This window comes from Pseudomonas sp. P5_A2_2, assembly GCF_054177685.1.
Window position 1 is genome coordinate 1 of sequence record NZ_JBGCUL010000021.1, and the last position, 23,536, is coordinate 23,536.

Genomic DNA, 23,536 nt, shown 5'->3' on the forward strand with positions numbered 1-23,536 from the left:
GGGCAGTACCCGCGTAGCCGACAGTCAGACTGGCGTAGTCCTCGACCTCGAAATCATCGAACTCCGGATAGTTGGCCACGGGCAACAATACGCCGCTGCCATCTTCGAAGCCGACGGCCAGACAGGGGGCCAGATAGGTAACCGCTGTCGCTTGCAGGCTATTTTTTCTACGTAACTCGCCACGTTCGATGGCTTTGTCCAGGCGACTTTCCGTTACGGGATTATCAGCCTGAACCTTGGCTTTTATCGTTTTCATAACTCGATCTCCACACTTTCCTGTGCGCCTATCAGGGACAGCAACGTCTTGTTCGATTCAGGTTCGTACCAAGCCGATCCAATCATATTGGTAGTACTGACAACCCTTTTCACCACAACGACTTCGTTGCTTTGCCAGTCCCACAATTGATTATCAAGACAGGCCGTTTGCAATTTTCGCCACCAGATGCCCCGGGCGCGCCGCAAATGGGCAGGTTGCTGGAGCGATTGGCGCAATCCCTCAAGCACCGCCAACGGTGGCCGACGCGAAAGCGGAACTACATCCCAGAGCTCGACACCGTTGTGCCAAAAGCTGAACCTGAATCTCGCACTCCACGTACCCGCCTCCACATGCGCATGAGGCGGACAATGCTCGTCTCGCAACATGATCACTACCGACAGTCCTTTGTAATTGCATACCTTCATGCTAACCCATCCGTTAGGTTAATGGATCCGAGAATCCGATACTCCCTGGAAAATTCTGACCATCGGTATTGACCGGTGAAATCATTTCTTCCGCCCTCAGGCTAGCGTCCTGGCGATTCCCGAACCTGCGCAACACCACGCGAATTGGTAAGAAATCCTTTCTTTAAGGCACTGGCACCTGATAAATACTGGTCCAGCTTCTTCATTTGATCCTTGGTGTAATCAATCATGCAGCGACAATTCGACGATCTTCAGTTGGGCAGCATCGAGCTGTTTTGCCTGGCCGCCGAGGCCGGCAGTTTTACTGCCGCGGCGCTGGTGGCAGGCGTCACGCCCGCTGCCGTGAGCCGTTCGGTGTCGCGTATGGAAGAGCGCCTGGGTGTGCGCCTGTTTGCGCGCACCACCCGCAGCGTGAAGCTGACCGACAGTGGTCGCCGCTATTACGAGGAATGCCGCCAGGCCCTGGCGCAACTGGTCGAGGCCCAGCGTGAGGTGATGGGCCAGCAGCAAGTGCCGTCCGGTACTTTGCGCATCAGTATTCCGACCACCTACGCGCATCATCGAATCCTGCCGCTGTTGCCCGAATTTCGGGCGCGTTATCCGGCGGTGAAGGTCGAGTCGCACATCAGTAATCGCAACATCGATTTCGTCGGCGAAGGCTACGACATGGCGATTCGTGTGCGAGCCATCCCGGACTCCGGCCTGATCGCCCGACAGCTGGAAGACGCCGCCCTGGTGTTGATCGCCAGCCCTGATTACCTGAAACGGGCCGGCACCCCGCAAACCCTCGACGACCTCGAAAACCACGAATGCATTCAGTACGAATTGCCCAGCAGCGGCCGACGCATTGCCTGGTTGTTCAACGATGAAGGCGTGCCCCGGGAGATTCTGGCCGAGGGCAACCTCAGTTGTTCCGACGATGTACTGGGCGGTGTGACCCTGGCCAAACACGGGGCGGGGTTGTTTCAGACCTACCGTTTTATCGTGGAAAAGGAACTGGCCGACGGCTCGCTGGTGGAAGTACTCAAGCCCTATGGCGGGCGCTCGCGGCCATTCACGCTGCTTTACCCGCAAAGTCGTCATGTGCCGCTGCGCCTGAGGGCGTTCATTGATTTTCTGGTGGAGCATTTGCCGCGCTGAACACCGAAAGTGTCCGATCACCGCCCACAACCAGCCAGCGTGCCTTCACTTCAATTGACCAAATTAACTAGTTAGTACAATTTATCTCCACAGGCCGAAAACCTCGGCCGATTCCAAAAATAATAAGTGGAGAGATTCCGATGTCCCCTATCGTTCTGGTGCTCAACGGCCCGAACCTGAACCTGCTCGGCACCCGTGAACCGGCGACCTACGGCCACGAAACCCTGGCGGACATTTCGGCCCTGTGCGCACGCGCCGCTGAAGAGTTCGGTCTGGCAGTGGAGTTTCGCCAGACCAACCATGAAGGCGAATTGCTCGACTGGATTCACGCCGCCCGTGGTCGCTGCGCCGGGATCGTCATCAATCCTGCCGCGTGGACCCACACCTCGGTCGCCATCCGCGACGCCCTCGTCGCCAGCGAACTGCCGGTGATCGAAGTCCACCTGTCCAACGTCCACGCCCGCGAGCCGTTTCGCCACCACTCGTTCGTATCCGCCATTGCCACCGCCGTGCTGGCCGGTTTTGGCGGCCACGGCTATCGCCTGGCGCTGGAACACTTCAGCCATCGTTTGAAGGGGTGATCGCCGTGACTCAGAACAACGTGATACTGGCCGGGCTGATCGGCGCCGGCATCCAGGCTTCCCGCACACCAGCCTTACACGAGCATGAAGGCGATTCCCAGGGAATGCGTTACCTCTATCGCTTGATTGACCTCGATTCGTTGAAACTCGACAGCAACGCTCTACCCGACCTGCTGATGGCTGCCGAGCGCATGAACTTCACCGGATTGAACATCACCTTTCCCTGCAAGCAGGCAATCATCCCGTTGCTCGACGAACTTTCGCCGGAAGCCCGCGGTATCGGTGCGGTCAACACGGTGGTGTTCAAGGATGGCAAACGCATCGGCCACAACACCGACTGCCTGGGCTTTGCCGAGGGTTTTCGCCGGGGATTGAAGGGCGTTGCCGTTGAACGTGTCGTACAGATGGGCGCTGGCGGCGCAGGTGCTGCGGTGGCCCACGCGTTATTGAATGAAGGCGTACAACAGCTGAGCATTTTCGATGTGGACATCCGTCGCGCCCAGGATCTGGCTGACAACCTCAATCAGCATTTCGGCGTCGGGCGGGCGGTGGCTGGGTATGACCTGCCGAGCGCCATGACCCGGGCTGACGGCCTGGTGAACACCACGCCGATGGGCATGAAAAAACTGCCGGGCATGCCGGTGTCGGTCGCGTTGCTGCGGGCCGAATTGTGGGTGGCGGAGATCGTTTACTTCCCGCTGGAAACCGAACTGCTGCGCAACGCCCGCGCCATCGGTTGCCGGACGCTGGACGGCGGCAACATGGCGGTGTTTCAGGCGGTGAAGGCGTTCGAGTTGTTCAGCGGCGTGGTGCCTGATGCCCAGCGGATGCTTGAGCATTTCCAGAGCATGAATGGCTGAATGAGTGAAGTGAGGGGGCAATCCCCTCACCCCGCATCAGGCTTGCAGGTAGCGCAACACCGACTCGCAAATCATCTCCCGATGACGCTGCTTGACGCGTTCGTCCGGCAAGTCGATCTGGAAAATCTCACCCACGGTATGGCGGTTCGAAACGCGATAGAAGCAGAACGAACTGATCAGCAGATGCACGTCCAGCGGGACGAGTCCGGCGCGGAAGACACCCTCTTCAACGCCACGACGCAGAATCACATCGAGGGAATCGAGTACGGTGTTGTTCATCGCCCTGATCGCCTCGGAACGCTTCACATACTCGGCGTTGTGGATGTTTTCGATACTGACGATGCGCACGAAATCGACGTTGCGATCATGGTGATCGAAGGTGAATTCAACCATCCGCCGAATCGCTTCCACCGGAGCCAGTTCGGTCAGGTGCAGGCGGCTTTCGGTGTTGCGGATATCGCCGTAAAGCTTCTCCAGCACTTCGACGTAGAGCTGTTCCTTACTGCCGAAGTAGTAATAGATCATGCGCTTTGAGGTGTGGATGCGCTCGGCGATCGCATCGACGCGAGCACCGGAAAGCCCCTGCTGGACGAATTCGACAATCGCCTCCTGCAGGATGTTTTCGCGGGTCTTTTCCGGGTTGTTCTTGCGACTCTTGCGCGGCTCTGCACCCGGCTCTACGGAGGCTGCGGGGAGTTCTGAGGTCATTGTCATTGCGGGCTCACGGCCATCACTGCACAGGCTGGCGATTATGGGCCGCGCAACACAGTGAAGGAAGYCGCGCGGCCCACGTTTAATCCCGCGTTTACGAATTTCCTACAACTTCGCCTGGCGCAATGCGCCGCTACGGGATTTGGCCATGGCCGCCAGCCGCACCGCGACGTTGGCCGCGCCGTAGCCGGCATAACCGTTTTTACGCTGGATGATCTCAAAGAAGAATCGCCCCTCGAACGGCTCGGTGTACACATGAAACAGTTCACCGCCCTGGGCATCGCGGTCGTACAACACGTTGTAGTAGGCCAGTTCGCTGAGGAACTCGTCGTCGAAATCGAATCGCGCCGCCAGGTCATCGTAGTAGTTGAGCGGGATATCCAGCAGCGGCACACCCGCCTCTTTTGCACGGCTGACCTGGGCAAAGATGTCATCACAATCAAACGCGATGTGATGCACACCGGAGCCGCGATAACTCGACAGCGCGTGTGAGATCGCGGTGTTGCGGTTTTCGGAAATGTTCAGTGGCAGGCGGATCGAACTGTCGCGGCTGCGCAGGGCACGGCTCTTCACCAGACCATAAGGATCGGGCAACACGACTTCATCGTCCGCCTCGAAATCCAGCAGGCTCTTATAGAACAGTACCCAGCTGTCGAGGCTGTCTGCCGGCAGCGCCATGGCCATGTGGTCGATGCGTTTGAGGCCACCGCTGACCAGCGCTTGCGGGTACAGATTGAAGTCGGTGCCATAAACATCGGCGTGCTGATCCACCAGATAGATCAGGCTACCATCCGGCGCACGCACGGCCGCTAGTTCCAATTCGTTGGGGCCGACCAACCCGCGATAGGGCTGGCCCTTGTAGGCCACGGCTCGGGCCAATGCGCTGGCGCTGTCCTTGACCCGCACGGCGGTGGCACACAATGACGGGCCGTGGGCTTCGAAAAAGCTGTGGCCGAAGGAGTAAGGCTCCGAGTTCAGGATCAGGTTGATATCGCCCTGGCGCAGCAGGCTGACGCTCTTGGAACGATGCTGACCGGCCTTGACGAAACCTAGTCGCTCCAGCCAAAGGGAAAGCTTGGCGCCGAGGCTTTCGTCCACGGCAAACTCCAGAAACTCGATGCCGTTGTACTCGCTGGCCTTGGGCGTTTCGAACAGAATCCCGGGGTTGGCCGCAGGCTTGGCTTCCTGCGCCAGACGCGCGCGTGTTTTCTCTTCCAGGTACAACAACGAGCGCAAGCCGTCGGCGGCATTGGCCCGTGGCGGCGCGGCGCGGAAACCATCGTTGAAGATTTCCAGCGACAATGGCCCGGTGTACCCGCTCTTGATGATCGGTGCGAGGAACCCCGGCAGGTCGAATTCACCCTGGCCCGGGAAGCAGCGAAAATGCCGGCTCCACTCCAGCACGTCCATGGCCAGGATCGGCGCGTCAGCCATTTGCACGAAGAAGATCTTGTCGCCGGGAATCTCGGCGATAGCACTTGGATCGCCCTTGAGCGACAAGGTGTGAAAGCTGTCCAGCAACACGCCAAGGCTGGGGTGATCGGCCTGCCGCACGATGTTCCACACCTGTTGATATGTGTTCACATGCCGGCCCCAGGCCAGCGCTTCATAACCGATGCGCAGGCCGCGTGCCCCGGCGTGTTCAGCCAGCAGCCGCAAATCGTCGACCAGAATTTGTTCATCACCGATGGACTCGGCCGAGGCGTTGCTGCACACCAGCACCAGATCAGTGCCCAGTTCCTGCATCAGGTCGAACTTGCGCTCGGCGCGTTCCAGATTGCGCGACAATCGATCACGCCGACAGCCTTCGAAATCACGGAACGGTTGAAACAGGGTGATGGCGATCCCGAGATCGGCGCACATCTGTTTAATTTCCCGTGGGCTACCGTCGTAGTAGAGAAGATCGTTCTCGAAAATCTCGACGCCGTCGAACCCGGCGGCGGCAACGGCTTCGAGTTTTTCCGGCAGGGTACCGCTCAAGGATACGGTGGCAATGGAACGCTGCATATTTCGGCTCCCGGTGGAGGCTTCGGCTACAGGGAATTTGCGCCGCTTTTAAAAGAGTGAGCGGATTATTGAGCCGGGTTGTCCATTGGGCAATTTAAAGTGTACTACCCAGTTAGTTTTGTGTTCGATTATCGAACACAATGGTGGTTGGCGAATTGACGATTTTTTGTCCACTGCCCAACATCGCCCTCACATTAAGTCCGGACACGCAGCACCGGCCGCGATGTCCAAAACACCAAATAACAAATTCAAAAAACGGGTGGCACACATGATTCCTTCCCAAAGCTCTCGCATGGCTGCGGCCATGAACACCACTGCCGGTGGCATCGGCGACAAAATCCGCGGCGCCATGGCGGTCGGCAAAACCCGTTGGGGCATGCTGGCGCTGGTGTTTTTCGCCACCACCCTGAACTACATCGACCGCGCCGCCCTGGGCGTGATGCAGCCCATCCTGGCCAAGGAAATGAGCTGGACGGCGATGGATTACGCCAACATCAACTTCTGGTTCCAGGTGGGTTACGCCATCGGGTTCGTTCTGCAGGGCCGGTTGATCGACCGGGTCGGTGTCAAGCGCGTGTTCTTCTGCGCCGTTCTGCTCTGGAGCCTGGCGACCGGCGCCCACGGTCTGGCCACTTCGGCGGTCGGCTTCATGGTTTGTCGCTTCATCCTCGGCCTGACTGAAGCTGCGAACTACCCGGCTTGCGTGAAAACCACGCGCCTGTGGTTCCCGGCCGGCGAGCGCGCCGTGGCCACCGGTATCTTTAACGCTGGCACCAACGTCGGCGCGATGTTCACGCCGATGCTGCTGCCACTGATCCTGCACGTCTGGGGCTGGCAAGCCGCGTTCCTGTGCATGTCGGCACTGGGCGGGATCTGGCTGCTGTTCTGGGGCCTGAAGTACTTCAACCCGGAAGATCACCCGAGCGTCAAACAGTCGGAGCTGGACTACATCCAGAACGAAGTCGAGCCGGAACAAACCCGCGTACCCTTCTCGAAAATCCTGCGCATGCGTGGCACCTGGGCCTTCGCCCTCGCCTATTCGATGACCGCGCCGGTGTTCTGGTTCTACCTGTACTGGCTGCCGCCGTTCCTCAATCAGCAATACAACCTGGGCATCAACGTCACCCAGATGGGCATTCCGCTGATCATCATCTACCTCACTGCCGACTTCGGTAGCGTTGGCGGCGGCATCCTCTCCTCATTCCTGATCGGTCGCGGAGTCAACCCGATCAAGGCGCGACTGATGTCCATGTTCCTGTTCGCCTGCTGCATCATCGGCGTGATCATGGCGGCCGGCTCCAGCAACCTGTGGGTCGCGGTGTTCGCCATCTCCCTGGCCATCGGCGCACACCAGGCCTGGACTGCAAACATCTGGAGCCTGGTGATGGACTACACGCCCAAGCACATGATGAGTACGGTGTTCGGCTTCGGCGGCATGTGTGCGGCGATTGGCGGGATGTTCATGACCCAGTTGGTCGGCCATATCCTGACCGTCACCAACAACAACTACACCGTGCTGTTCACCATGATTCCGGCGATGTACTTCATTGCGCTGACCTGGATGTACTTCATGGCACCGCGCAAGATTCCGACCGTTACCGACTAACGTTCGGCGCCATGCCCCTGTGGGAGCGAGCCTGCTCGCTCCCACAGTTTTTTTAGCGGCGGCTTTGCTGCCACGCTGCTGCCAACCCGCTGCAGCAGATAACGGCAATGCCGAGCACGGTGGTCAGTGTCGGCGTATGGGAAAACAGCAGCCAGCCCAGCAGGCCGGCGAAGATGATCTGGCAATAGCTGAACGGTGCCAGCAGTGCCGGTGCCGCGAGGCGGAAAGCCTGGGTCAGGAACAGGTGTGCCGTCATCCCGCAGGCCCCCAGCGCCAGCATCATCGCGCCATGCATCAGGTTCGGCGTCTGCCAGAAGAACGGCACCAGCGCACTCATCACCAGCGTGTTGCACAAGCCTGCAAAGAAGTTGCTGGTGGTCGGGCTGTCGATCTCGCTGAGCTTGCGTGTCAGCAATTGATAGAAGCAGAAAAACAGTGCCGAGCAGAACGGCAGCAACACCGCCGGGGTAAACAGATCACCGCCGGGGTGAACGATGATCAGCACCCCGCTAAAACCGAATATCACCGCCAGCCATTGCCCTCGTGTCACTCGTTCCTTAAGCAGCGGCACCGACAACGCGGTGACCAGCACCGGAGCGAGGAAGTTGACCGATGTAGCCTCGGCCAGCGGGATGTACATCAAGCCTGTGGTGAACAACAGACTGGTACCCAGCAGGCACAGCGCCCGGATCAGCTGAAGCAATGGCCGTTTGGTACGCAGCACTCGCAGCCCGGATTGCGGCAGGAAAATCCCGGCCATCAGCAAGGTGTGAACCACGTAACGCGCCCAGACCACCATGACAATGGGATAAAAACCCGAGAGATATTTGGAGAAGGCGTCGTGGCTGGAAAACAGGAAGGTCGCGACAACGATCAGCAGGATCCCTTTGAAGGGCTGATTGACGCCGGAAAGCGGGGTGCTACTGGGCGACGTCAAGACGAAGTCCTTTTATGAGTGGAGGCGAGACCGGAATAATTTAGAACCTGGTTCCACTTTACGACATCAATGACTCAAGAAAGTGTGCGAATACCGCACGCTCTATTCAAGCAGACATCACGCTCAATAGAACAACTCTGACGCCTGGCTCGCCAGCGAAAGCTCTTCGGCATACTTCAACAAGGTCGACGCCAACTCATGCAAGCGCGCACCGGGCATTCGCGCGCTTGGCCCGGCAATACTGAGCACGCCGATAACCCGCCCATCCAGTGGATGACGGACCACGGCGGCAATCGCCGAGGTGCCCACCGCCGAACTTTCCTCGACCCAGGCGTAGCCTTGCTCCCGCGCCAGACGCAAGCGCTCCAGCAGTTCAATATTCGAACGCGGTGCATTAGGCCCGATGTCCCGAGGCAATTCGGCCCCTTGCCGCTCGACCAGCGACAGCGCCTCGGCATCGCTCATGCACGCCAGCCACGCATGCCCGGAAGCCGTGTAGAACAAAGGTGCATCGCGGCCCATGTCCGGGTCGTAGCGCAGACCCGAGCGGGCGCCTTGGGACTTGGCGATCCAGACGGGTCGCTCACCCTGGATCACCCCCAGACGCACCAATTCACCGGTTTCCCCGGCCAGTCGATCGAGCACCGGCTGAACGATATCCGCACCGCTGCCGGACAGGTATCGAAAGCCCATGGCCACCAGTTTGGTCGACAGGTGATAGCGCAAGTTGTCCGGATTCTGCCGCACGTAACCCAGGCGAATCAGTTCGGCGAGCAACCGATGAGTCGCGCTTTTAGGGATTTCCAGTTGCTCGGCCAACGTCTGCATCGGCAAACCCTGCGGTTCACCGGTCAGGCTTTCCAGCACGCTGAAGACACGTTCGATCTGACTGCCAGCCATGGTAGGCCCCAAACAAAATTTGGCTGATTCTAGAAGAGAAGCCCCACGAAGCAAAATTCGGAACCAGTCGCCCAACCGGCAGTCAGACAACCGGACTGGCGCTGCTCCCACTTGGCAGCAACACTCATCGCACGGAGCTTTACCCGGAACAGAAGAGGATTCCCACATGCTATGGAAAAAAGGCCGACGCAGCGACAACGTAGTCGACGCCCGTGACGATGATGTTGCCAGCGGTGGCAGTAGCGTGCGTTTTGGCGGTGGCAAAGGCCTGAGCCTGACGGCGATCCTCCTGATCGTCGGCATTGGCTGGATTACCGGCCAGGACCCGCTGCAAATCCTCGGCCAACTGACCGGGCAAATGGAGCAGCAATCGGCGCCCGCCACCCACCAGACTCGCAAGGCGCCACCGGCCAATGATGAAGGCGCGGAATTTGTGCGTTCAATCCTCGGCGACACCGAGGACACCTGGGGTGCGATATTCCAGCAGGCCGGCCGCCAATATAAGGACCCGACCCTGGTGCTGTTCAGCAACCGCGTGAATTCGGCCTGCGGCCTGGCCACCTCGGCGACCGGCCCGTTCTATTGCCCGGCCGACCAGAAAGTCTACCTGGACATGGCGTTCTTCCAGGAAATGTCCCAACGCTTTTCCGCCGCGGGCGACTTCGCCCAGGCCTACGTGATCGCTCACGAAGTCGGACACCATGTGCAAACATTGCTCGGGGTTTCCGCGAAAATTCAGGCCGCACGCCAACAAGGCCGGCAGATGGAAGGCGACGGCGGGTTGCTGGTTCGTCAGGAACTGCAAGCCGACTGCCTGGCCGGCGTCTGGGCCAACAATGCGCAGAAGCGCCTGAACTGGCTGGAGCCGGGCGACATTGAAGAAGCATTGAACGCAGCGAATGCCATCGGCGACGATCGTTTGCAGCAACAGGGTCAGGGCCGCGTGGTCCCGGACTCGTTCACCCACGGTACGTCGGCGCAACGGGTGCGCTGGTTCAAAACCGGTTTCGCCCAAGGCCAGGTAAGCCAGTGCGATACCTTTGCGACGAAAAATCTGTAAATGAAGAATTGGTTGCTGGCTGTACTGATCGTTAGCGCAAGTGCCCAGGCTGCGGAACATGGCGTCAAGGAACTCAGCCCCGGGCGCCTGCTGTTGAAATCAGGTGAAATAGCGGTGGGCATCAGCCCCGCCCCGGCAAAGATCGAACGGGTGCTGATCCTCATCCACGGGCGYTCGCGCAATGCGCAAACCTATCTGCAAAGCGGCGAACACGCCGCCGAACTCGCCGGACAGAGCGCGATGACACTGGTGATCGCCCCGCAGTTTCTCAATGAAACCGACGTTGCGGTCCATCCGGTGGCCGACACGGTTTTGCGTTGGCAAGACAATGAGTGGATGGCCGGCGGAGAGTCCACGGCGCCGTTTCGGCTGAGTTCCTACGCCGCGCTCGACGAAATCATCGCCCGCCTGGGTGACCGCCAGCAGTTTCCGGAGGTGAAGCAAATCGTCATCGCCGGGCACTCCGGCGGCGCGCAGGTGGTTCAGCGCTATGCATTGCTCGGTCACGCGCAGTCCGGCCTCGATGCGGCTGGCGTGCAGGTGCGCTACGTGATCGCCAATCCGTCCTCCTACGCTTATTTCGATGAGCGCCGGCCCGTGGCGTTCAGCCACGCGGGGTGCCCGCAGTTCAATCGCTGGAAATATGGGTTGACGGATTTGCCCGCTTACGCCGAAGGACAAACTCCCGCACAACTGCAGGAAAAGTACCTCAAGCGTGACATCGTTTATCTACTGGGCCAGCAGGACACCGACCCGAATCATCCGGCGCTGGACAAGAGCTGTGAGGCCAGGGCGCAAGGGCCGTATCGATTGGCGCGCGGGCGTTTTTACTTTGATTATCTGAAGCGGCTGCAACCGCAAGGGTTGAAGCAGCAACTGGTTGAAGTGCCAGGAGTCGGGCATGACGGGGATGGGATGTTTATCTCGCCGCAGGGGCAGAAGGCTTTGTTTGGTCAGTAGGTTATGTACTGCCTGATCTGACGCCATCGCGAGCAAGCTCGCTCCCACAAGGATTTTGCGGTGAACACATCATTTGTGAACACCAGAGATCACATGTGGGAGCGAGCTTGCTCGCGATGGCGATTTAGCAGGCGACAAACTCTTCAAGCCAACAGCATCTGCCGCAACTCCACACAATCCGCCGCATGCCAGTCGGTCAATTCCGGCCATGGATTATCCGGCAGATTCACCAGCACCGTGCGTGCACCCGCCGCTCGCCCGCAATCGAGATCGAAGCGGTAATCACCGACCATCACCATCTCGCTCGCCGGCACCTTCCACGCATCGGCCAGTTTCAGCAGCCCGCCCGGATGCGGTTTGGGCGGAGCATCATCGCGGCCCAACACATCCTCCAGTGCAAAGCAGTCGGCCAGGCCAATGGCCTCCAGCGTGACATGCGCCAACTCCCGGGCATTGCGCGTGAGAATGCCCAGGCGATAACCGCGCCCGGCCAGCTCGCGCACCAACTCCACTGCGCCCGGTGCCGGTTGCGAACCGAGGGCCAGGTCCCGCTCATGCTCCAGCAGCCACGCATGTTTGGCTGCGGCTTCATCGGCCGGCAGCGCGGCGAGGTGGGTCAGGATGTCGTGTTCGGCAGGGATCGCCAACGCCACGCGAATGGCCGCGAAGTCGTGCACGGCGACCGTCAGGGTGCCGTCCATGTCGAACACCCAGTGACGCAAGTCGGCCAGGCTCATGCCCAGTCCTTGCGATGACGGATCAAGCCTTCCTGAGTGACCGAGGCCACCAGTTGCCCGGCGCGGTTGTATACGCTGCCACGGGAGAACCCACGCGAGTTGCCGGCCCACGGGCTGTCCATCGCGTAGAGCAACCAGTCATCGGCACGCRGATCCTGATGGAACCATAGTGCGTGATCGAGGCTGGCGACCTGCATGTCCTTGTGCCACACCGACTTGCCGTGGGGCTGCATCGAGGTGGTCAACAAGCCAAAGTCCGATGCGTAGGCGAGCAAATACTTATGCAGCGCCGGCGAATCGGCCAAAGCCCCGTCGGCGCGAAACCAGACGTACTTGACCGGGTCGGACGGCAGCGGGTTATAGGGATCTTTCTCGGTCACCGGGCGGAATTCGATCGGCTTGGGGCACAACAGCTTTTCGCGCATTTTCTCGGGGATCAGATGCGCGCGTTGCTGGGTGATCTCCAGCTCCGATGGCAGATTTTCCGGACCGACCACGACCGGCATTTCGCTCTGGTGCTGAAAGCCTTCCTCGTCGTACTGGAACGACGCACTGCACGTGAAGATCGGGTGGCCTTTCTGGATCGCCGTCACCCGGCGCGTGCTGAAACTGCCACCGTCACGCACCCGGTCAACCTGATACACCACCGGCAGCCCGGCATCGCCCGGACGCAGGAAATAGCCGTGCATCGAATGCACATGGCGCGCCTCTTCAACCGTCTGACTGGCCGCCGACAGCGACTGGCCGAGCACCTGACCACCGAACAACTGACGAAAACCCAGGTCCTGGCTGCGGCCGCGGAACAGGTTTTCTTCGATCGGTTCCAGGGTCAGCAGGTCGACCAGATCATCCAACACTTGGCTCATTCAGATGCTCCTCACGCAAAACATTGCCGCGCAGCCTTGGCTGCAACGGTCGGTTCAGTTTCTGGACCGGGCCCATGAGGGCCATTGTAAACGTCCGTGTCAGGTTATCCATGCAAGGTTTGCAGCCATTGTTCGCGGCTGATGCGATACAGCACATGCCGACGCAACGGATGATCGGCCTCGAGTCGCGGGTGATCGAAGTCATACGCCGGATCATGGTGCATGCCGATGGCCTGCATGACTTTCTCTGACGGCAGATTGGTTTGCGTCGTGAAGGCCACAACCTCTTTCAGCGGCAAGCGGTCGAACCCGCAGCGCAGAGCGGTCCAGGCCGCTTCACTGGCATAACCGAGGCCCCAGTGCTCGCGGGCCAGGCGCCAACCGATTTCCGTGGCGGGGGTGAAAGGCGCGTCGAATCCGACCACGCTCAGCCCGGTAAACCCGATGAACTGGCCAGAGTCCTTTCGCTGCAAGGCCCAAAGACCATAACCGTGCTCGGCGAAATGACCACGGATTCGCCCGATCAATGATGCGCTTTCCAGCCGGCTCAAGGTTGCCGGGAAATAGCGCATCACCTGCGGATCGGCACACATCGCCGCAAAGTCCGCTAAATCTTCATCGCGCCACTGGCGCAACAGCAGTCGAGCGCTTTCAAGCTCCAGTATTGGCTCCATCGTGCCCCGCCCCCCCATTTCAATGTCGCAAGTCTACAACGCTGGTAGGATCCGTCTCTCATTCCTGAATGAAATCATCATGCCGCTCCCGCTGATTTATCACGAAGACTACAGCCCCGAGTTTCCGGCGGATCACCGCTTTCCCATGGACAAGTTCCGCCTGTTGCGCGATCACCTGGTGGACAGCGGCCTGACAAGTGACGCTGATTTGCTGCGCCCGGATCTGTGCCCCGCAGAGATTCTCGCCCTCGCCCATGACCCTTCGTATATCGAACGCTACATGAGTGGCGAGTTGTCCCGCGAAGACCAGCGCCGCCTCGGCCTGCCCTGGAGCGAAGCCCTGGCCCGGCGCACGGTGCGGGCGGTTGGTGGCTCGTTGCTGGCGGCCGAGCAGGCGCTGGAGCATGGCCTGGCCTGTCACCTGGCCGGCGGCACCCACCATGCGCACTACGACTACCCGGCTGGATTCTGCATCTTCAATGACCTGGCGGTGATCAGCCATTACCTGCTGGAAAGTGGCCGGGTGAATCGGGTGCTGATCTTCGATTGCGACGTGCATCAGGGCGACGGGACTGCACGGATCCTGCACAACACCCCGGAAGCGGTGACCGTTTCCCTGCACTGCGAAAAGAATTTTCCTGCGCGCAAGGCTGAAAGTGATTGGGACATTGCGCTGCCCAAGGGCATGGGCGATGCCGATTACCTGAAGGTCGTGGACGATGCACTCAACTACCTGCTGCCGCTCTACCAGCCGGATCTGGTGCTGTATGACGCCGGAGTCGATGTGCATAAGGACGACGCCCTGGGTTATCTGAAGCTGACAGACGAAGGCGTCGGCGCCCGCGATGAAAGCGTGATGCGCCATTGCCTGGGCCGCGACATTCCGCTGGTCGGGGTAATCGGCGGCGGCTACAGCAAGGACCGCCAGGCCCTGGCCCGCCGTCACGGCATCCTCCATCACAGCGCGCAGCGCGTCTGGCAGTCATCAGGTTGTCACTGAGTTGTGGATGCTTTACCCACAATGCCTGTGGAGCTGCCTGTGGATAACCTGAGTGAAAGGGACTACAGGCCACACGGCTTATAGGCTACAGAGAGATGGTCGTTTTTTAACCACCCTTTCAAAGACACCTCTAAACCCTGTAGGAGTGAGCCTGCTCGCGATAGCGGCCTGTCAGGCCCACAGATGCTGAATGTACCGCCGCCATCGCGAGCAAGCTCGCTCCCACAGGGGACGGGGCTGGTAGAATGCCCGGCTTATCCCGCCAGACCGCAGCGCACCCCATGACCCAATCCTCGCCAGCCCYCCCCCCTCACGTCGCCATCATCGGCGGTGGCCCCGCCGGTCTGATGGCGGCCGAAGTGTTGAGCCAGGCCGGGATCAAGGTCGACCTGTACGACGGCATGCCTTCGGTGGGACGAAAATTCCTCCTGGCCGGCGTCGGCGGCATGAACATCACCCACTCCGAAGCCTACCCGGCGTTTCTCTCGCGCTACGCCGAACGCGCCCCGCAGATCGCCCCGCTGCTGCGCGGCTTCGGTGCCGATGCGCTGTGTCAGTGGATTCATGACCTGGGCATCGAAACTTTCGTCGGCAGTTCCGGCCGGGTATTTCCCACCGACATGAAGGCCGCGCCGCTGCTGCGCGCCTGGCTCAAGCGCCTGCGCGACAGCGGCGTAGTTATCCACACCCGCCACCGCTGGCTCGGCTGGGACGAGCGTGGCGGATTGCGCATCGACAGCCCGGAAGGCGAAAAAACCGTGCAAGCCGATGCCACCCTGCTCGCCCTCGGTGGCGGCAGTTGGTCGCGGCTGGGCTCGGACGGCGCGTGGATGCTGCCACTGGAGCAACAGGGCGTAGGACTGGCGCCGTTGCAGCCAAGTAATTGCGGCTTCGAGGTGCAGGCCTGGAGCGACTTGATGGTCAGCAAATTCGCCGGCGCGCCGCTGAAAAACATCGCCATCGGCCTTAACGACGACGTGCCACGGCTCGGCGAATGTGTGATTACCGCCACCGGGATCGAGGGCAGTTTGATCTACGCCCTGTCGGCACCGATCCGCGAGGCGATCAACCAGCACGGCTCGGCAACCCTTCATCTGGACCTGTTGCCGGGCCGGCCTGTGGATAAAGTTGCGGCGGCGTTGAGCAAACCCCGGGGATCGCGCTCCATGGCCAAGCACCTGCACAGTCAGTTGGGTATCGATGGGGTAAAAGCGGCGCTATTGCGTGAACTGACCAGCGCCGACTGCTTTGCCGACATGGCCTTGCTGGCCAACGCGATCAAGGCATTGCCATTGACCCTGGTGAAAACCCGTCCACTGGACGAGGCCATCAGCAGCGCGGGCGGTGTGGTGTTCGAGGCGATGGATGAGCGATTGATGCTCAAGCAAATGCCGGGTGTGTTTTGCGCCGGGGAAATGCTCGATTGGGAGGCGCCGACGGGCGGCTATCTGCTGACCGCGTGTTTCGCCAGTGGGCGAGCGGCCGGACTTGGAATGGTTGAGTGGTTGCAACGCAAGGGCTGAAGACCGAGGCGCCTCCATCGCGAGCAGGCTCGCTCCTACAGGGGTCTGCGTTGTTCACAAATCCCCCTGTGGGAGCGAGCTTGCTCGCGATGGCGGCCTAACAGACGCAGAGTGTAATCAAGGCTTGCGCTTACGCGGCCCGGTATTGAACACCGGCACCTTGCGCACAGGTTTGATCGAAGGCTCTGCCGGCGCAACCTCTCCGCTATCAACCCACCGACCCAGATTGCGTTTACCACCGCCACCACCGGACGCCTTGGGCTTCTTCGGTTTTTTCGGCTTCTTGATCACCTGACCACTGGCATCGGTATCCGGCACGCGGTGTTCAGGTTCGAAGTCCGGCTCGTTCTGCCGCTTCAAGGTCTGGCGAGTCAACATCTCAATGGCCGACAGCAGATTCACTTCATCGGCACACACCAGGGAAATCGCCTCGCCGGTCGAACCCGCGCGGCCGGTACGACCGATGCGGTGGATGTAGTCTTCGGCGACGATCGGCAAGTCGAAATTCACTACCAACGGCAAGTCTTCGATATCCAGACCACGGGCGGCTACGTCGGTGGCGACCAGAATCTGCACTTCACTCGCCTTGAACCGGTCCAGTGCGCGCTGACGGGTCGCCTGGGGTTTGTCGCCGTGGATGCCGTCGGCATTGATGCCCAGGCCCTGAAGTTTCTCCACCAGCGCGTCCACGCCGTTGCGGGTCTTGGCGAACACCAGCACCTGCTTCCACTTGCCCTTGCGCATCAGGTGCACGAACAGCTCCGGCTTGCGCTTCTTGTCCACCGTCACGATCCATTGCTTGACCGTATTGGCCGCAACGTTGCGCGGGCTGACCTCGATGCTCAGCGGGTCGTTGAGCATTTGCCCGGCGAGCAGGCGGATGTCATCGGAGAAGGTCGCGGAGAACAGCAGCGTCTGACGTTTCTTCGGCAGCGCGCGGTAAATGTTCGCCAGCTCTTCGGAAAAGCCCAGGTCGAGCATGCGATCGGCTTCGTCCAGCACCAGGGTTTGCAGCTGGTTGAACTTCAGCGCGTTCTGGCGGAACAGGTCGAGCAAGCGGCCCGGGGTCGCCACCAACAGGTCGACGCCGCTGCGCAGCTTCATCATTTGCGGGTTGATGCTGACGCCGCCGTACACCGCGTAAGTACGCAGCGGCAGGTTTTCGGCGTACTGGCGCACGGCTTCGTGAACCTGTTCAGCCAGCTCGCGGGTCGGTACCAGGATCAGCGCGCGCACCGAGTTGGCGGTGACTTTCGGCCCTTCCATGGCCAGCAGTTGCAACAGCGGCAAGGCGAAACCGGCGGTCTTGCCGGTGCCGGTCTGGGCCGCGGCCATCAGGTCGCGACCGGCCAGCACCGCCGGAATGGCTTGCGCCTGAACCGGCGTCGGAGTCTGGTAGCCGAGCTTCTCGAGGGAGCGCAGCAAGGGTTCGATCAGGCCAAGGGTGGCGAAAGTCATGGGAGTACCGTAGGAAAATTCAGCGCGGGTTGTTCAAAACAAGTGTGCAAAACAAGATGCAATGGCGCGCAGTTTACCCTAATTCACACGGGATTCTGTCGGTACTGCCGTCGCCACCACTGGCCGCGCTGGCGTGCGACGCCACTGCGGCAGGCCAATCAATACTACGGCGCTGATGATTACCGCCATCGCCAGGGCTTCTTCGATACCGATGGTTTCGCCGACAAACACGATCCCCAGCAACACCGCCACCGCCGGGTTGACGTAGGCATAACTGGTGGCCGCAGCCGGACGCACGTGCTTCAACAGGTACATGTAGGCGTTGAAAGCGATGATCGAACCGAACACGGTCAGGTAGGCCAGCGCGGCCCAGCCTTCGATCGGCGGCACCTTTTCCAGGTGTTCACCACTGACTGCGCTGGCAATCAGCAGCACCACGCCGCCCACCAGCATTTCCACGGCACTGGCCATTGCGCCCTGAGGCAGCGGCAAGTGCTTGCTCCACACCGAGCCGAAGGCCCAGGTCGCCGCCGCGAAAATCAGCAGGGCCGCGCCCAGCGGGCTCGACTGCAGGTTGGAACCGAGGTTGAGCATGGCGATGCCGATCAAGCCGAGGACAATCCCGGCCCATTCGAGACGGGTATTACGTGCGCCCCAGAAATATCCACACAGCAAGGTAAACAGCGGCACCGTCGCCACTGCCAAAGCCGCCACCCCGGAAGCCACGCCCGTATGCTCGGCCACACTGACCGCACCGTTACCGCACGCCAGCAGCAAGACGCCGATCATCCCGGCGGCTTTCCATTGCACCCAAGTCGGCGCCGGTGCCCCGCGCCAGCGCAGGAAGGCGTACATCAAGGTCCCGGCAATGACAAAGCGGATCCCGGCGAGCAGCAGCGGCGGCCAATACTCCACGCCGATGCGGATCACCAGGTAGGTCGAGCCCCAAATCACGTACAACGCGAAAAAGGCAGCGATCAACGGTAAGGGAAAACGACGGAGGCCAGGCATGGGGAGCAGCTCGCAGGCAAGACAAGTGAACGGCTATTCTAGAAAGGCCAACGACGGAAAATAAGTTACAAAACCTGTTTATCGCACCGGTACACTTTTCAAAACACGGAGTTTTTTGCGATAAACCATGTTTTCGAAAGTCAGTCATTTTCAGGAGCCGCTCCATGGACAAATACGACCGCATGCTGCTCAGCGCCCTGCTGGAAAACGGTCGCGCGTCCTACGCGGAGCTGGCGCGCAAGGTCAACCTGTCCGCCCCGGCCGTGGCCGAGCGCGTGGCCAAGCTTGAAGCCAGCGGCGTGATCACCGGTTATCAGGCGAAGGTCGACATGGCCAAGCTCGGCCTGCCGATCCAGTGCGTGATCGAACTGCGCCTGAACCAGCACGGCAACCAGAAAGCCTACGACGACCTGATCAAAATCCCGCAACTGACTGAATGCCATCGGGTGACCGGCGACCCGTGCGTGATCATGCAAGCAGCGGTGGGCTCGATGCCGGAACTGGAAGAACTGATCAACCGGATTGCCACGTTCGGGTTCAGCAAGACCTCGATTGTGTTGTCCAGCGCCATCGAGAAGCGGGTGCCGTTGGGGCATATCGAAGGGAATGGCAAGTAACCCAAGGACACAGCAGCCCCCCTGTAGGAGCGAGCCTGCTCGCGATTGCGGTTTAGAGTTCACAGCCATGTTGACTGACRCTCCGCCATCGCGTGCAGGCTCGCTCCTACAGGGATTTGCGGTGTATTCAGAATCCGCGATAGCGCTTGAGGTGTTCGTTCACCTTCGCCGCCGGGACCTTCTGCAACTTGCACAGCAAGTCATGGGACAGCTCGCGCAAGCCATGCTTCTGCCGCAGTTCGTCAGCCAGATGCGCCGTCAGGTTGGCCGCCATCTCGGCATCGGCCATGGCACGGTGGGCCTTGCCAGTGTGGGGCAGGTTAGCGAACGCGGTGAGGGTGCCAAGCTTGTGGTTCGGCGCGGCGGGCATCAGCCGGCGGGCCAGTAGCAGCGAGCAGGCAAAGTTCTGCAAGCGGGTGCGTTTGATCCGCCCCAGCTCGAAGTCCCAGAACTTCTGGTCAAACGCGGCGTTGTGCGCTAGCAGTGGCGTGGTACCGACGAATTCATTCACTTCGTTCATCACCTGCTCCGCCGACGGCGCGGTGCGCAGCATGGCGTTGCTGATGCCGGTGAGTTGCTCGATGAAGGCCGGGACGCGCACGCCGGCGTTCATCAGGCTTTGGTAACGCTCGACGATGCGCCCCTGTTCAAGGATCACCACGGCGATTTCCGTGGCCCGGCAGCTGCTGCTCGGGGAGATCCCGGTGGTTTCAAAGTCGATGACTGCGATGCGTTCCAAACCTGGTTCAACTCCGTAAAAATCAATTCTTGAGCAGCAACGCGCCTTCGATCGGCACGTAACGGCTGGCGGCGCGGATCAGCGAGTTCGCCGTCAGGCCCGGCACGCCGTAGGCCACCGCCTGTACCCCGTGTTTGCTGATGATGCGCTCCAGCAGCATGTCAAAATCACCATCGCCGGAGGCCAGGACGATTTCGTCGACATGGTCGGCGGCATCCATGATGTCGAGGGTGATGCCCACGTCCCAGTCGCCCTTGGCCGAACCATCGCTACGCTGGATGTACGGCTTGAGCTTTACGGTGAAGCCGAGGTTGCGCAGGATCTGCTGGAACTGCTGCTGTTTGCTGTCGCCACGGTCGATAGCGTAGGCGTAGGCTTCGACGATCTCGCCCTGTTTGCTGATGTCAGCCCACAGTGCGGCATAGTTGAAGTGGCAACCATAAGCCTGACGCACGGTGTAGTAGAGGTTCTGGACATCGGCGAACACTGCGATTTTTTTCACCGGCTTTCCTCAAGGCTGAATCAGGCACCAGGCCCGAAAAGTCGCCCAGTATGCCAGCCCAAAGGATTGTTCCGCGAATAATCGGCTATGTGGCAAGGGAGCAAGCTCCCTTGCCACTGATGTGTCAGACGAAGGAATCGTCGTCGCCGCCGAAGAACGATGAGTTGTCATCGCTGTAGTCGGCGTCGCTGAGCCCGCCCTGATCGTTGCTCCAGGAATCGTTACCGGCCATGCGCTGGTCATCGCCCCAGCCATTGTTGCCCTGGTCGTTGACCTGGGCCGGCTCTTCCTTGATGACTTCGACGACTTCCGGTTGCTGATTGTGATGGAACAGGCTGCTGATGCCTTGTGCCAGCATCACGCCACCCGCCACGCCGGCCGCGGTTTTCAGCGCTCCACCGAGGAAACCGCTGCCGGCCGCTGCCGGTGCCTGCTGTTGCGGCGCATAGCCTTGCTGTGGAAAGTTTTGCGGCGGCGCGCCGAAGTTCTGCTGTGGCGATTGCGAACCGAACGACGAGCGTCCCGGCTCACGCCAGCCACCGCTCGACGGCGGTGCACTCTGGGTTGGCGCGGGCTGAGGATCACGAGAGCTGCCGCCAAAGATACTCGACAAAAAGCCACCGCTATTCGGTGCCGGAGCCGGGGTTGCCTGAGCCTTGGCCTGTTGCAGTTCGGCCTGCAACTGCTGGACTTGCCGGGTCAGTTGCTGGTTCTGCTCGTCGAGGCTCTTGATCGCCGCCTCTTGCACCAGAATCGCCTGGGTCATGAAATAACCTGCCGCCGGCTGGCGCGTCAGGTGTTCCTTGATCCGCGCCTCGGCCTGGGCGTCGCGCGGGGCTGAGTCCGTTTCGGCCTGTTGCAGCCGGGAAAACAGTCCATCGATCAGGGTTTGTTCTTCGCTGTTCATGGCGACCTCGTAGATTGCCGGGGGAAATCGTTGCCCTTTTCCACTGAGGATAAGGTGCTCGACCTTAATGGAGGCTGAAACAAGATGTTTCAATAACCTTTACCGAACGTTTACGTTTGCGTCCCCGAGCACTTCATCGGTTAAAGTGAGCCACTGCTTCCAACCTGCGATACCCACTGATGAATCCGTTAGATGTCCTGCGTGACTCGCTGTATTTCTTCAAGCGCAATCTGGGCCAGATCGTGCAGCTGTGCCTGCCGCTGGTGATGCTTGAGGCGCTGCTGCAACAAGTGGTCGACCACTCCACGGAGCCGGACAGTTTCCCCGGCATCAGCGTGATCGTCGGCCTGCTGGTGTACCCGCTGTACACCGCCGCGCTGATTCTGTTTCTCGACGCCCGCAGCCGGGGCGAGTCGCCGCGCAACCGCGACCTGCTGGCGATGGCGGCAAGCCTGTGGCCACGCTTCGCCCTGCTGACGGCGCTCAATACAGTACTGATTCTGCTGGGCCTGTCGCTGTATTTCCTGCCGGGCATCTACCTGATGGTGACCCTGGCGTTTGGCGAATACCTGCTGGTGTTGCGCGGCCTGGCACCGCTGGCGGCCATGAAGGAAAGCCTGCGCCTGACCAGCGGTCACTTCCTGCGCATCCTGCTGTGCATTCTGTGTGTGATGGGGCCGTTGTGGCTGCTCAAGGGGGCCACCCTGGCGGCGTATCCAGAACCGCAAAACCCGGTGATCTCGCTGTTGATCGACAGCGCCCAAAGTTTCCTGCAGCTGTTTACCAGCGTGGTGCTGTTCCGGTTGTTCATGCTGATCAACCCGCTACCTGAGAGAAATGACAGCTCGCTCTGACCTTGGGCGCGACCATCGCTCTCGGGTATGCTCGGGAACATTCCTGTAACGCTAATAAGCCGAGCCATGACCCGTCTACTGCGCTACACCCTGCCGGGCCTGCTGATCGTGATCGGTCTGATCGCCGTGATGATCTACAGCCTGACCTGGCGCCCCGACGCCAAAGAAGTGTTGCCCGTCAGTTGCAGTGCCCAGGTTCCCACCCTGGTCCCCGGGCAGGCGTTGAAGGTGATGACCTGGAACGTCCAGTACCTGGCCGGCAAGCGCTACGTATTCTGGAATGACCTGGCCGCCGGTACCGACGAACGCCCCACAGCGGAAGACATGGCTTTCAGCCTCGACGAAGTGGCGCGGGTGATTCGCGACGAACAGCCGGACATCGTGCTGTTGCAGGAGCTGGACGACGGCGCCAAGGCCAGCGATTACCAGCACCAGTTCAAACTGCTGCAGGAGCGGCTCGCCGACTTGTATCCCTGTGGCACCAGCGCCTTCGACTGGAAAGCCGACTTCGTGCCGAACCCGCACATCTTCGGCAGTGTCGGCCGGCAACTGGCAACCCTGAGCCGTTACCAGATCGAACATGCCGAACGGCTGCAACTGCCCATCACCTCGGGCAATCCGGTCAGCCGCCAATTCAAACCAAGGAACGCCTTGCTGGTGAGCTACTTGCCGTTGAGCGATGGCGGGCAAATAGCGGTGCTCAATACCCATCTGGACCGTACGACCCAAGCCGACAATACCTTGCAAAACCAGGTGACCGCCGTGGCCAGGACTCTCGATAAATTCGAAAGCCGTGGCACGCCGTGGCTGATCGGCGGGGATTTCAACCTGTTGCCGCTAGGCCAGTATCGACGCCTGTCCGATGCGCAACGCACGCCCTACTCCGCCGACAGCCCGTTGCACATCCTGTGGGACAAGTATCCGATGATCCCGACCAACAACGAAGCCAGTGGTATCGACCGCGAGCGCTGGTTGACCCATTACCCGAACGACCCCGGGCTAAACGGCCCGGACCGGACCGTCGACTACCTGTTCTACAGCCCGCGGATCAAACGGGTCGAGGCCATGGTGCGGCAGGACGATACGTTGCGCATCTCCGATCACCTGCCGGTGATTGCGCGGTTCCTGTTGCCGGCTGCGCCCTGACACCTCACTCCAGCCAGACACATAACCTGTGGGAGCGAGCTTGCTCGCGATAGCGGTCC

General features: G+C 60.5%; 24 protein-coding genes and 1 pseudogene. 11 read left to right on the plus strand and 14 right to left on the minus strand.

The window, feature by feature from the left end:
• A pseudogene (locus ACXRVY_RS04320) lies at positions 1–256 on the minus strand (hypothetical protein); the annotation flags it as partial.
• Positions 253–681, minus strand: a complete 429-nt coding sequence (locus ACXRVY_RS04325; RefSeq protein ID WP_223461019.1) for a DUF4160 domain-containing protein — start codon at positions 679–681, stop codon at positions 253–255. The gene ACXRVY_RS04325 and the pseudogene ACXRVY_RS04320, both read right to left, overlap by 4 nt.
• A 228-nt stretch (positions 682–909) precedes the next feature.
• Here ACXRVY_RS04325 and ACXRVY_RS04330 point away from each other — a divergent pair, with 228 nt between their 5' ends.
• The 3 genes from ACXRVY_RS04330 (at position 910) to ACXRVY_RS04340 (ending at position 3,262) form a co-directional block, all read left to right on the plus strand.
• Entirely contained in the window at positions 910–1,821 is a 912-nt protein-coding gene (locus ACXRVY_RS04330; RefSeq protein ID WP_223461017.1) for a LysR family transcriptional regulator, read from the plus strand.
• 140 nt (positions 1,822–1,961) lie between these two features.
• Positions 1,962–2,402, plus strand: a complete 441-nt coding sequence (gene aroQ / locus ACXRVY_RS04335) for a type II 3-dehydroquinate dehydratase (RefSeq protein WP_223461015.1) — start codon at positions 1,962–1,964, stop codon at positions 2,400–2,402.
• Positions 2,403–2,407: 5 nt separating this feature from the next.
• Positions 2,408–3,262, plus strand: a complete 855-nt coding sequence (locus tag ACXRVY_RS04340; protein ID WP_223461013.1) for a shikimate dehydrogenase — start codon at positions 2,408–2,410, stop codon at positions 3,260–3,262.
• A 36-nt stretch (positions 3,263–3,298) separates the two neighbouring features.
• On the opposite strand, the gene ACXRVY_RS04345 is transcribed toward ACXRVY_RS04340, so the two are convergent.
• On the minus strand, positions 3,299–3,976 hold the full coding sequence (locus ACXRVY_RS04345; RefSeq protein ID WP_223461011.1) for a TetR/AcrR family transcriptional regulator: 678 nt from the start codon (positions 3,974–3,976) through the stop codon (positions 3,299–3,301).
• A 102-nt stretch (positions 3,977–4,078) separates the two neighbouring features.
• Complete coding sequence (gene quiC / locus ACXRVY_RS04350) at positions 4,079–5,980, minus strand: 3-dehydroshikimate dehydratase QuiC (RefSeq protein WP_223461008.1); 1,902 nt, start codon at positions 5,978–5,980, stop codon at positions 4,079–4,081.
• A 268-nt stretch (positions 5,981–6,248) separates the two neighbouring features.
• On the opposite strand from quiC, the gene ACXRVY_RS04355 reads away from it, so the two are divergent.
• Positions 6,249–7,586: an MFS transporter gene (locus ACXRVY_RS04355; protein WP_223461006.1), complete on the plus strand. Its 1,338-nt coding sequence runs from the start codon at positions 6,249–6,251 to the stop codon at positions 7,584–7,586.
• A 52-nt stretch (positions 7,587–7,638) separates the two neighbouring features.
• Here the strand turns inward: ACXRVY_RS04355 and ACXRVY_RS04360 are convergent, their stop codons facing one another.
• Together ACXRVY_RS04360 and ACXRVY_RS04365 are read right to left on the minus strand one after the other, a co-directional pair.
• Positions 7,639–8,523, minus strand: a complete 885-nt coding sequence (locus tag ACXRVY_RS04360; RefSeq protein ID WP_223461004.1) for a DMT family transporter — start codon at positions 8,521–8,523, stop codon at positions 7,639–7,641.
• A 123-nt stretch (positions 8,524–8,646) separates the two neighbouring features.
• On the minus strand, positions 8,647–9,423 hold the full coding sequence (locus tag ACXRVY_RS04365; protein WP_223461002.1) for an IclR family transcriptional regulator: 777 nt from the start codon (positions 9,421–9,423) through the stop codon (positions 8,647–8,649).
• A 166-nt stretch (positions 9,424–9,589) separates the two neighbouring features.
• Here ACXRVY_RS04365 and ypfJ point away from each other — a divergent pair, with 166 nt between their 5' ends.
• On the plus strand, positions 9,590–10,483 hold the full coding sequence (ypfJ, locus tag ACXRVY_RS04370; RefSeq protein ID WP_223461000.1) for a KPN_02809 family neutral zinc metallopeptidase: 894 nt from the start codon (positions 9,590–9,592) through the stop codon (positions 10,481–10,483).
• Positions 10,484–11,443: an alpha/beta fold hydrolase gene (locus tag ACXRVY_RS04375; protein WP_223460998.1), complete on the plus strand. Its 960-nt coding sequence runs from the start codon at positions 10,484–10,486 to the stop codon at positions 11,441–11,443. It begins immediately after the preceding gene.
• A 143-nt stretch (positions 11,444–11,586) separates the two neighbouring features.
• On the opposite strand, the gene ACXRVY_RS04380 is transcribed toward ACXRVY_RS04375, so the two are convergent.
• From ACXRVY_RS04380 to ACXRVY_RS04390, 3 genes are all read right to left on the minus strand, one after another.
• Positions 11,587–12,180 (minus strand): HAD family hydrolase, encoded by a 594-nt coding sequence (locus ACXRVY_RS04380; protein WP_223460996.1) that lies wholly within the window; start codon positions 12,178–12,180, stop codon positions 11,587–11,589.
• A complete protein-coding gene (tesB, locus tag ACXRVY_RS04385) occupies positions 12,177–13,046 on the minus strand; it encodes an acyl-CoA thioesterase II (RefSeq protein WP_458237058.1) in 870 nt (289 codons plus the stop codon). Before tesB ends, ACXRVY_RS04380 begins: the two co-directional genes overlap by 4 nt.
• A 104-nt stretch (positions 13,047–13,150) precedes the next feature.
• Positions 13,151–13,720: a GNAT family N-acetyltransferase gene (locus tag ACXRVY_RS04390; protein WP_223460992.1), complete on the minus strand. Its 570-nt coding sequence runs from the start codon at positions 13,718–13,720 to the stop codon at positions 13,151–13,153.
• A 79-nt stretch (positions 13,721–13,799) separates the two neighbouring features.
• Here ACXRVY_RS04390 and ACXRVY_RS04395 point away from each other — a divergent pair, with 79 nt between their 5' ends.
• Both ACXRVY_RS04395 and ACXRVY_RS04400 read left to right on the plus strand, forming a co-directional pair.
• Positions 13,800–14,720 carry a histone deacetylase family protein gene (locus ACXRVY_RS04395; RefSeq protein WP_223460990.1) on the plus strand — a complete coding sequence of 307 codons (921 nt, stop codon included), beginning with the start codon at positions 13,800–13,802 and terminating at the stop codon, positions 14,718–14,720.
• 281 nt (positions 14,721–15,001) lie between these two features.
• Entirely contained in the window at positions 15,002–16,243 is a 1,242-nt protein-coding gene (locus tag ACXRVY_RS04400) for a TIGR03862 family flavoprotein (protein ID WP_458237059.1), read from the plus strand.
• Positions 16,244–16,360: 117 nt separating this feature from the next.
• On the opposite strand, the gene ACXRVY_RS04405 is transcribed toward ACXRVY_RS04400, so the two are convergent.
• Entirely contained in the window at positions 16,361–17,701 is a 1,341-nt protein-coding gene (locus tag ACXRVY_RS04405; protein ID WP_223460986.1) for a DEAD/DEAH box helicase, read from the minus strand.
• A gap of 78 nt (positions 17,702–17,779) precedes the next feature.
• Entirely contained in the window at positions 17,780–18,712 is a 933-nt protein-coding gene (gene yedA, locus ACXRVY_RS04410) for a drug/metabolite exporter YedA (protein ID WP_223460984.1), read from the minus strand.
• Between the two features lie 164 nt (positions 18,713–18,876).
• Here yedA and ACXRVY_RS04415 point away from each other — a divergent pair, with 164 nt between their 5' ends.
• Positions 18,877–19,329 (plus strand): Lrp/AsnC family transcriptional regulator, encoded by a 453-nt coding sequence (locus ACXRVY_RS04415; RefSeq protein WP_223460983.1) that lies wholly within the window; start codon positions 18,877–18,879, stop codon positions 19,327–19,329.
• A 127-nt stretch (positions 19,330–19,456) separates the two neighbouring features.
• Here the strand turns inward: ACXRVY_RS04415 and ACXRVY_RS04420 are convergent, their stop codons facing one another.
• The 3 genes from ACXRVY_RS04420 to ACXRVY_RS04430 all read right to left on the minus strand — a co-directional run bounded on the left by ACXRVY_RS04420 (position 19,457) and on the right by ACXRVY_RS04430 (position 21,477).
• A complete protein-coding gene (locus ACXRVY_RS04420) occupies positions 19,457–20,068 on the minus strand; it encodes a 3'-5' exonuclease (RefSeq protein ID WP_223460980.1) in 612 nt (203 codons plus the stop codon).
• Positions 20,069–20,090: 22 nt separating this feature from the next.
• Positions 20,091–20,570: a LabA-like NYN domain-containing protein gene (locus tag ACXRVY_RS04425; RefSeq protein WP_007990686.1), complete on the minus strand. Its 480-nt coding sequence runs from the start codon at positions 20,568–20,570 to the stop codon at positions 20,091–20,093.
• A 124-nt stretch (positions 20,571–20,694) separates the two neighbouring features.
• Positions 20,695–21,477, minus strand: coding sequence for a DUF2076 domain-containing protein (locus tag ACXRVY_RS04430; RefSeq protein WP_223460977.1), 783 nt, complete (start codon positions 21,475–21,477; stop codon positions 20,695–20,697).
• Between the two features lie 179 nt (positions 21,478–21,656).
• On the opposite strand from ACXRVY_RS04430, the gene ACXRVY_RS04435 reads away from it, so the two are divergent.
• Both ACXRVY_RS04435 and ACXRVY_RS04440 read left to right on the plus strand, forming a co-directional pair.
• A complete protein-coding gene (locus tag ACXRVY_RS04435) occupies positions 21,657–22,331 on the plus strand; it encodes a YciC family protein (protein WP_223460975.1) in 675 nt (224 codons plus the stop codon).
• A gap of 66 nt (positions 22,332–22,397) precedes the next feature.
• Entirely contained in the window at positions 22,398–23,477 is a 1,080-nt protein-coding gene (locus ACXRVY_RS04440) for an endonuclease/exonuclease/phosphatase family protein (RefSeq protein ID WP_223460972.1), read from the plus strand.
• The last annotated feature ends 59 nt before the right edge of the window (positions 23,478–23,536 follow it).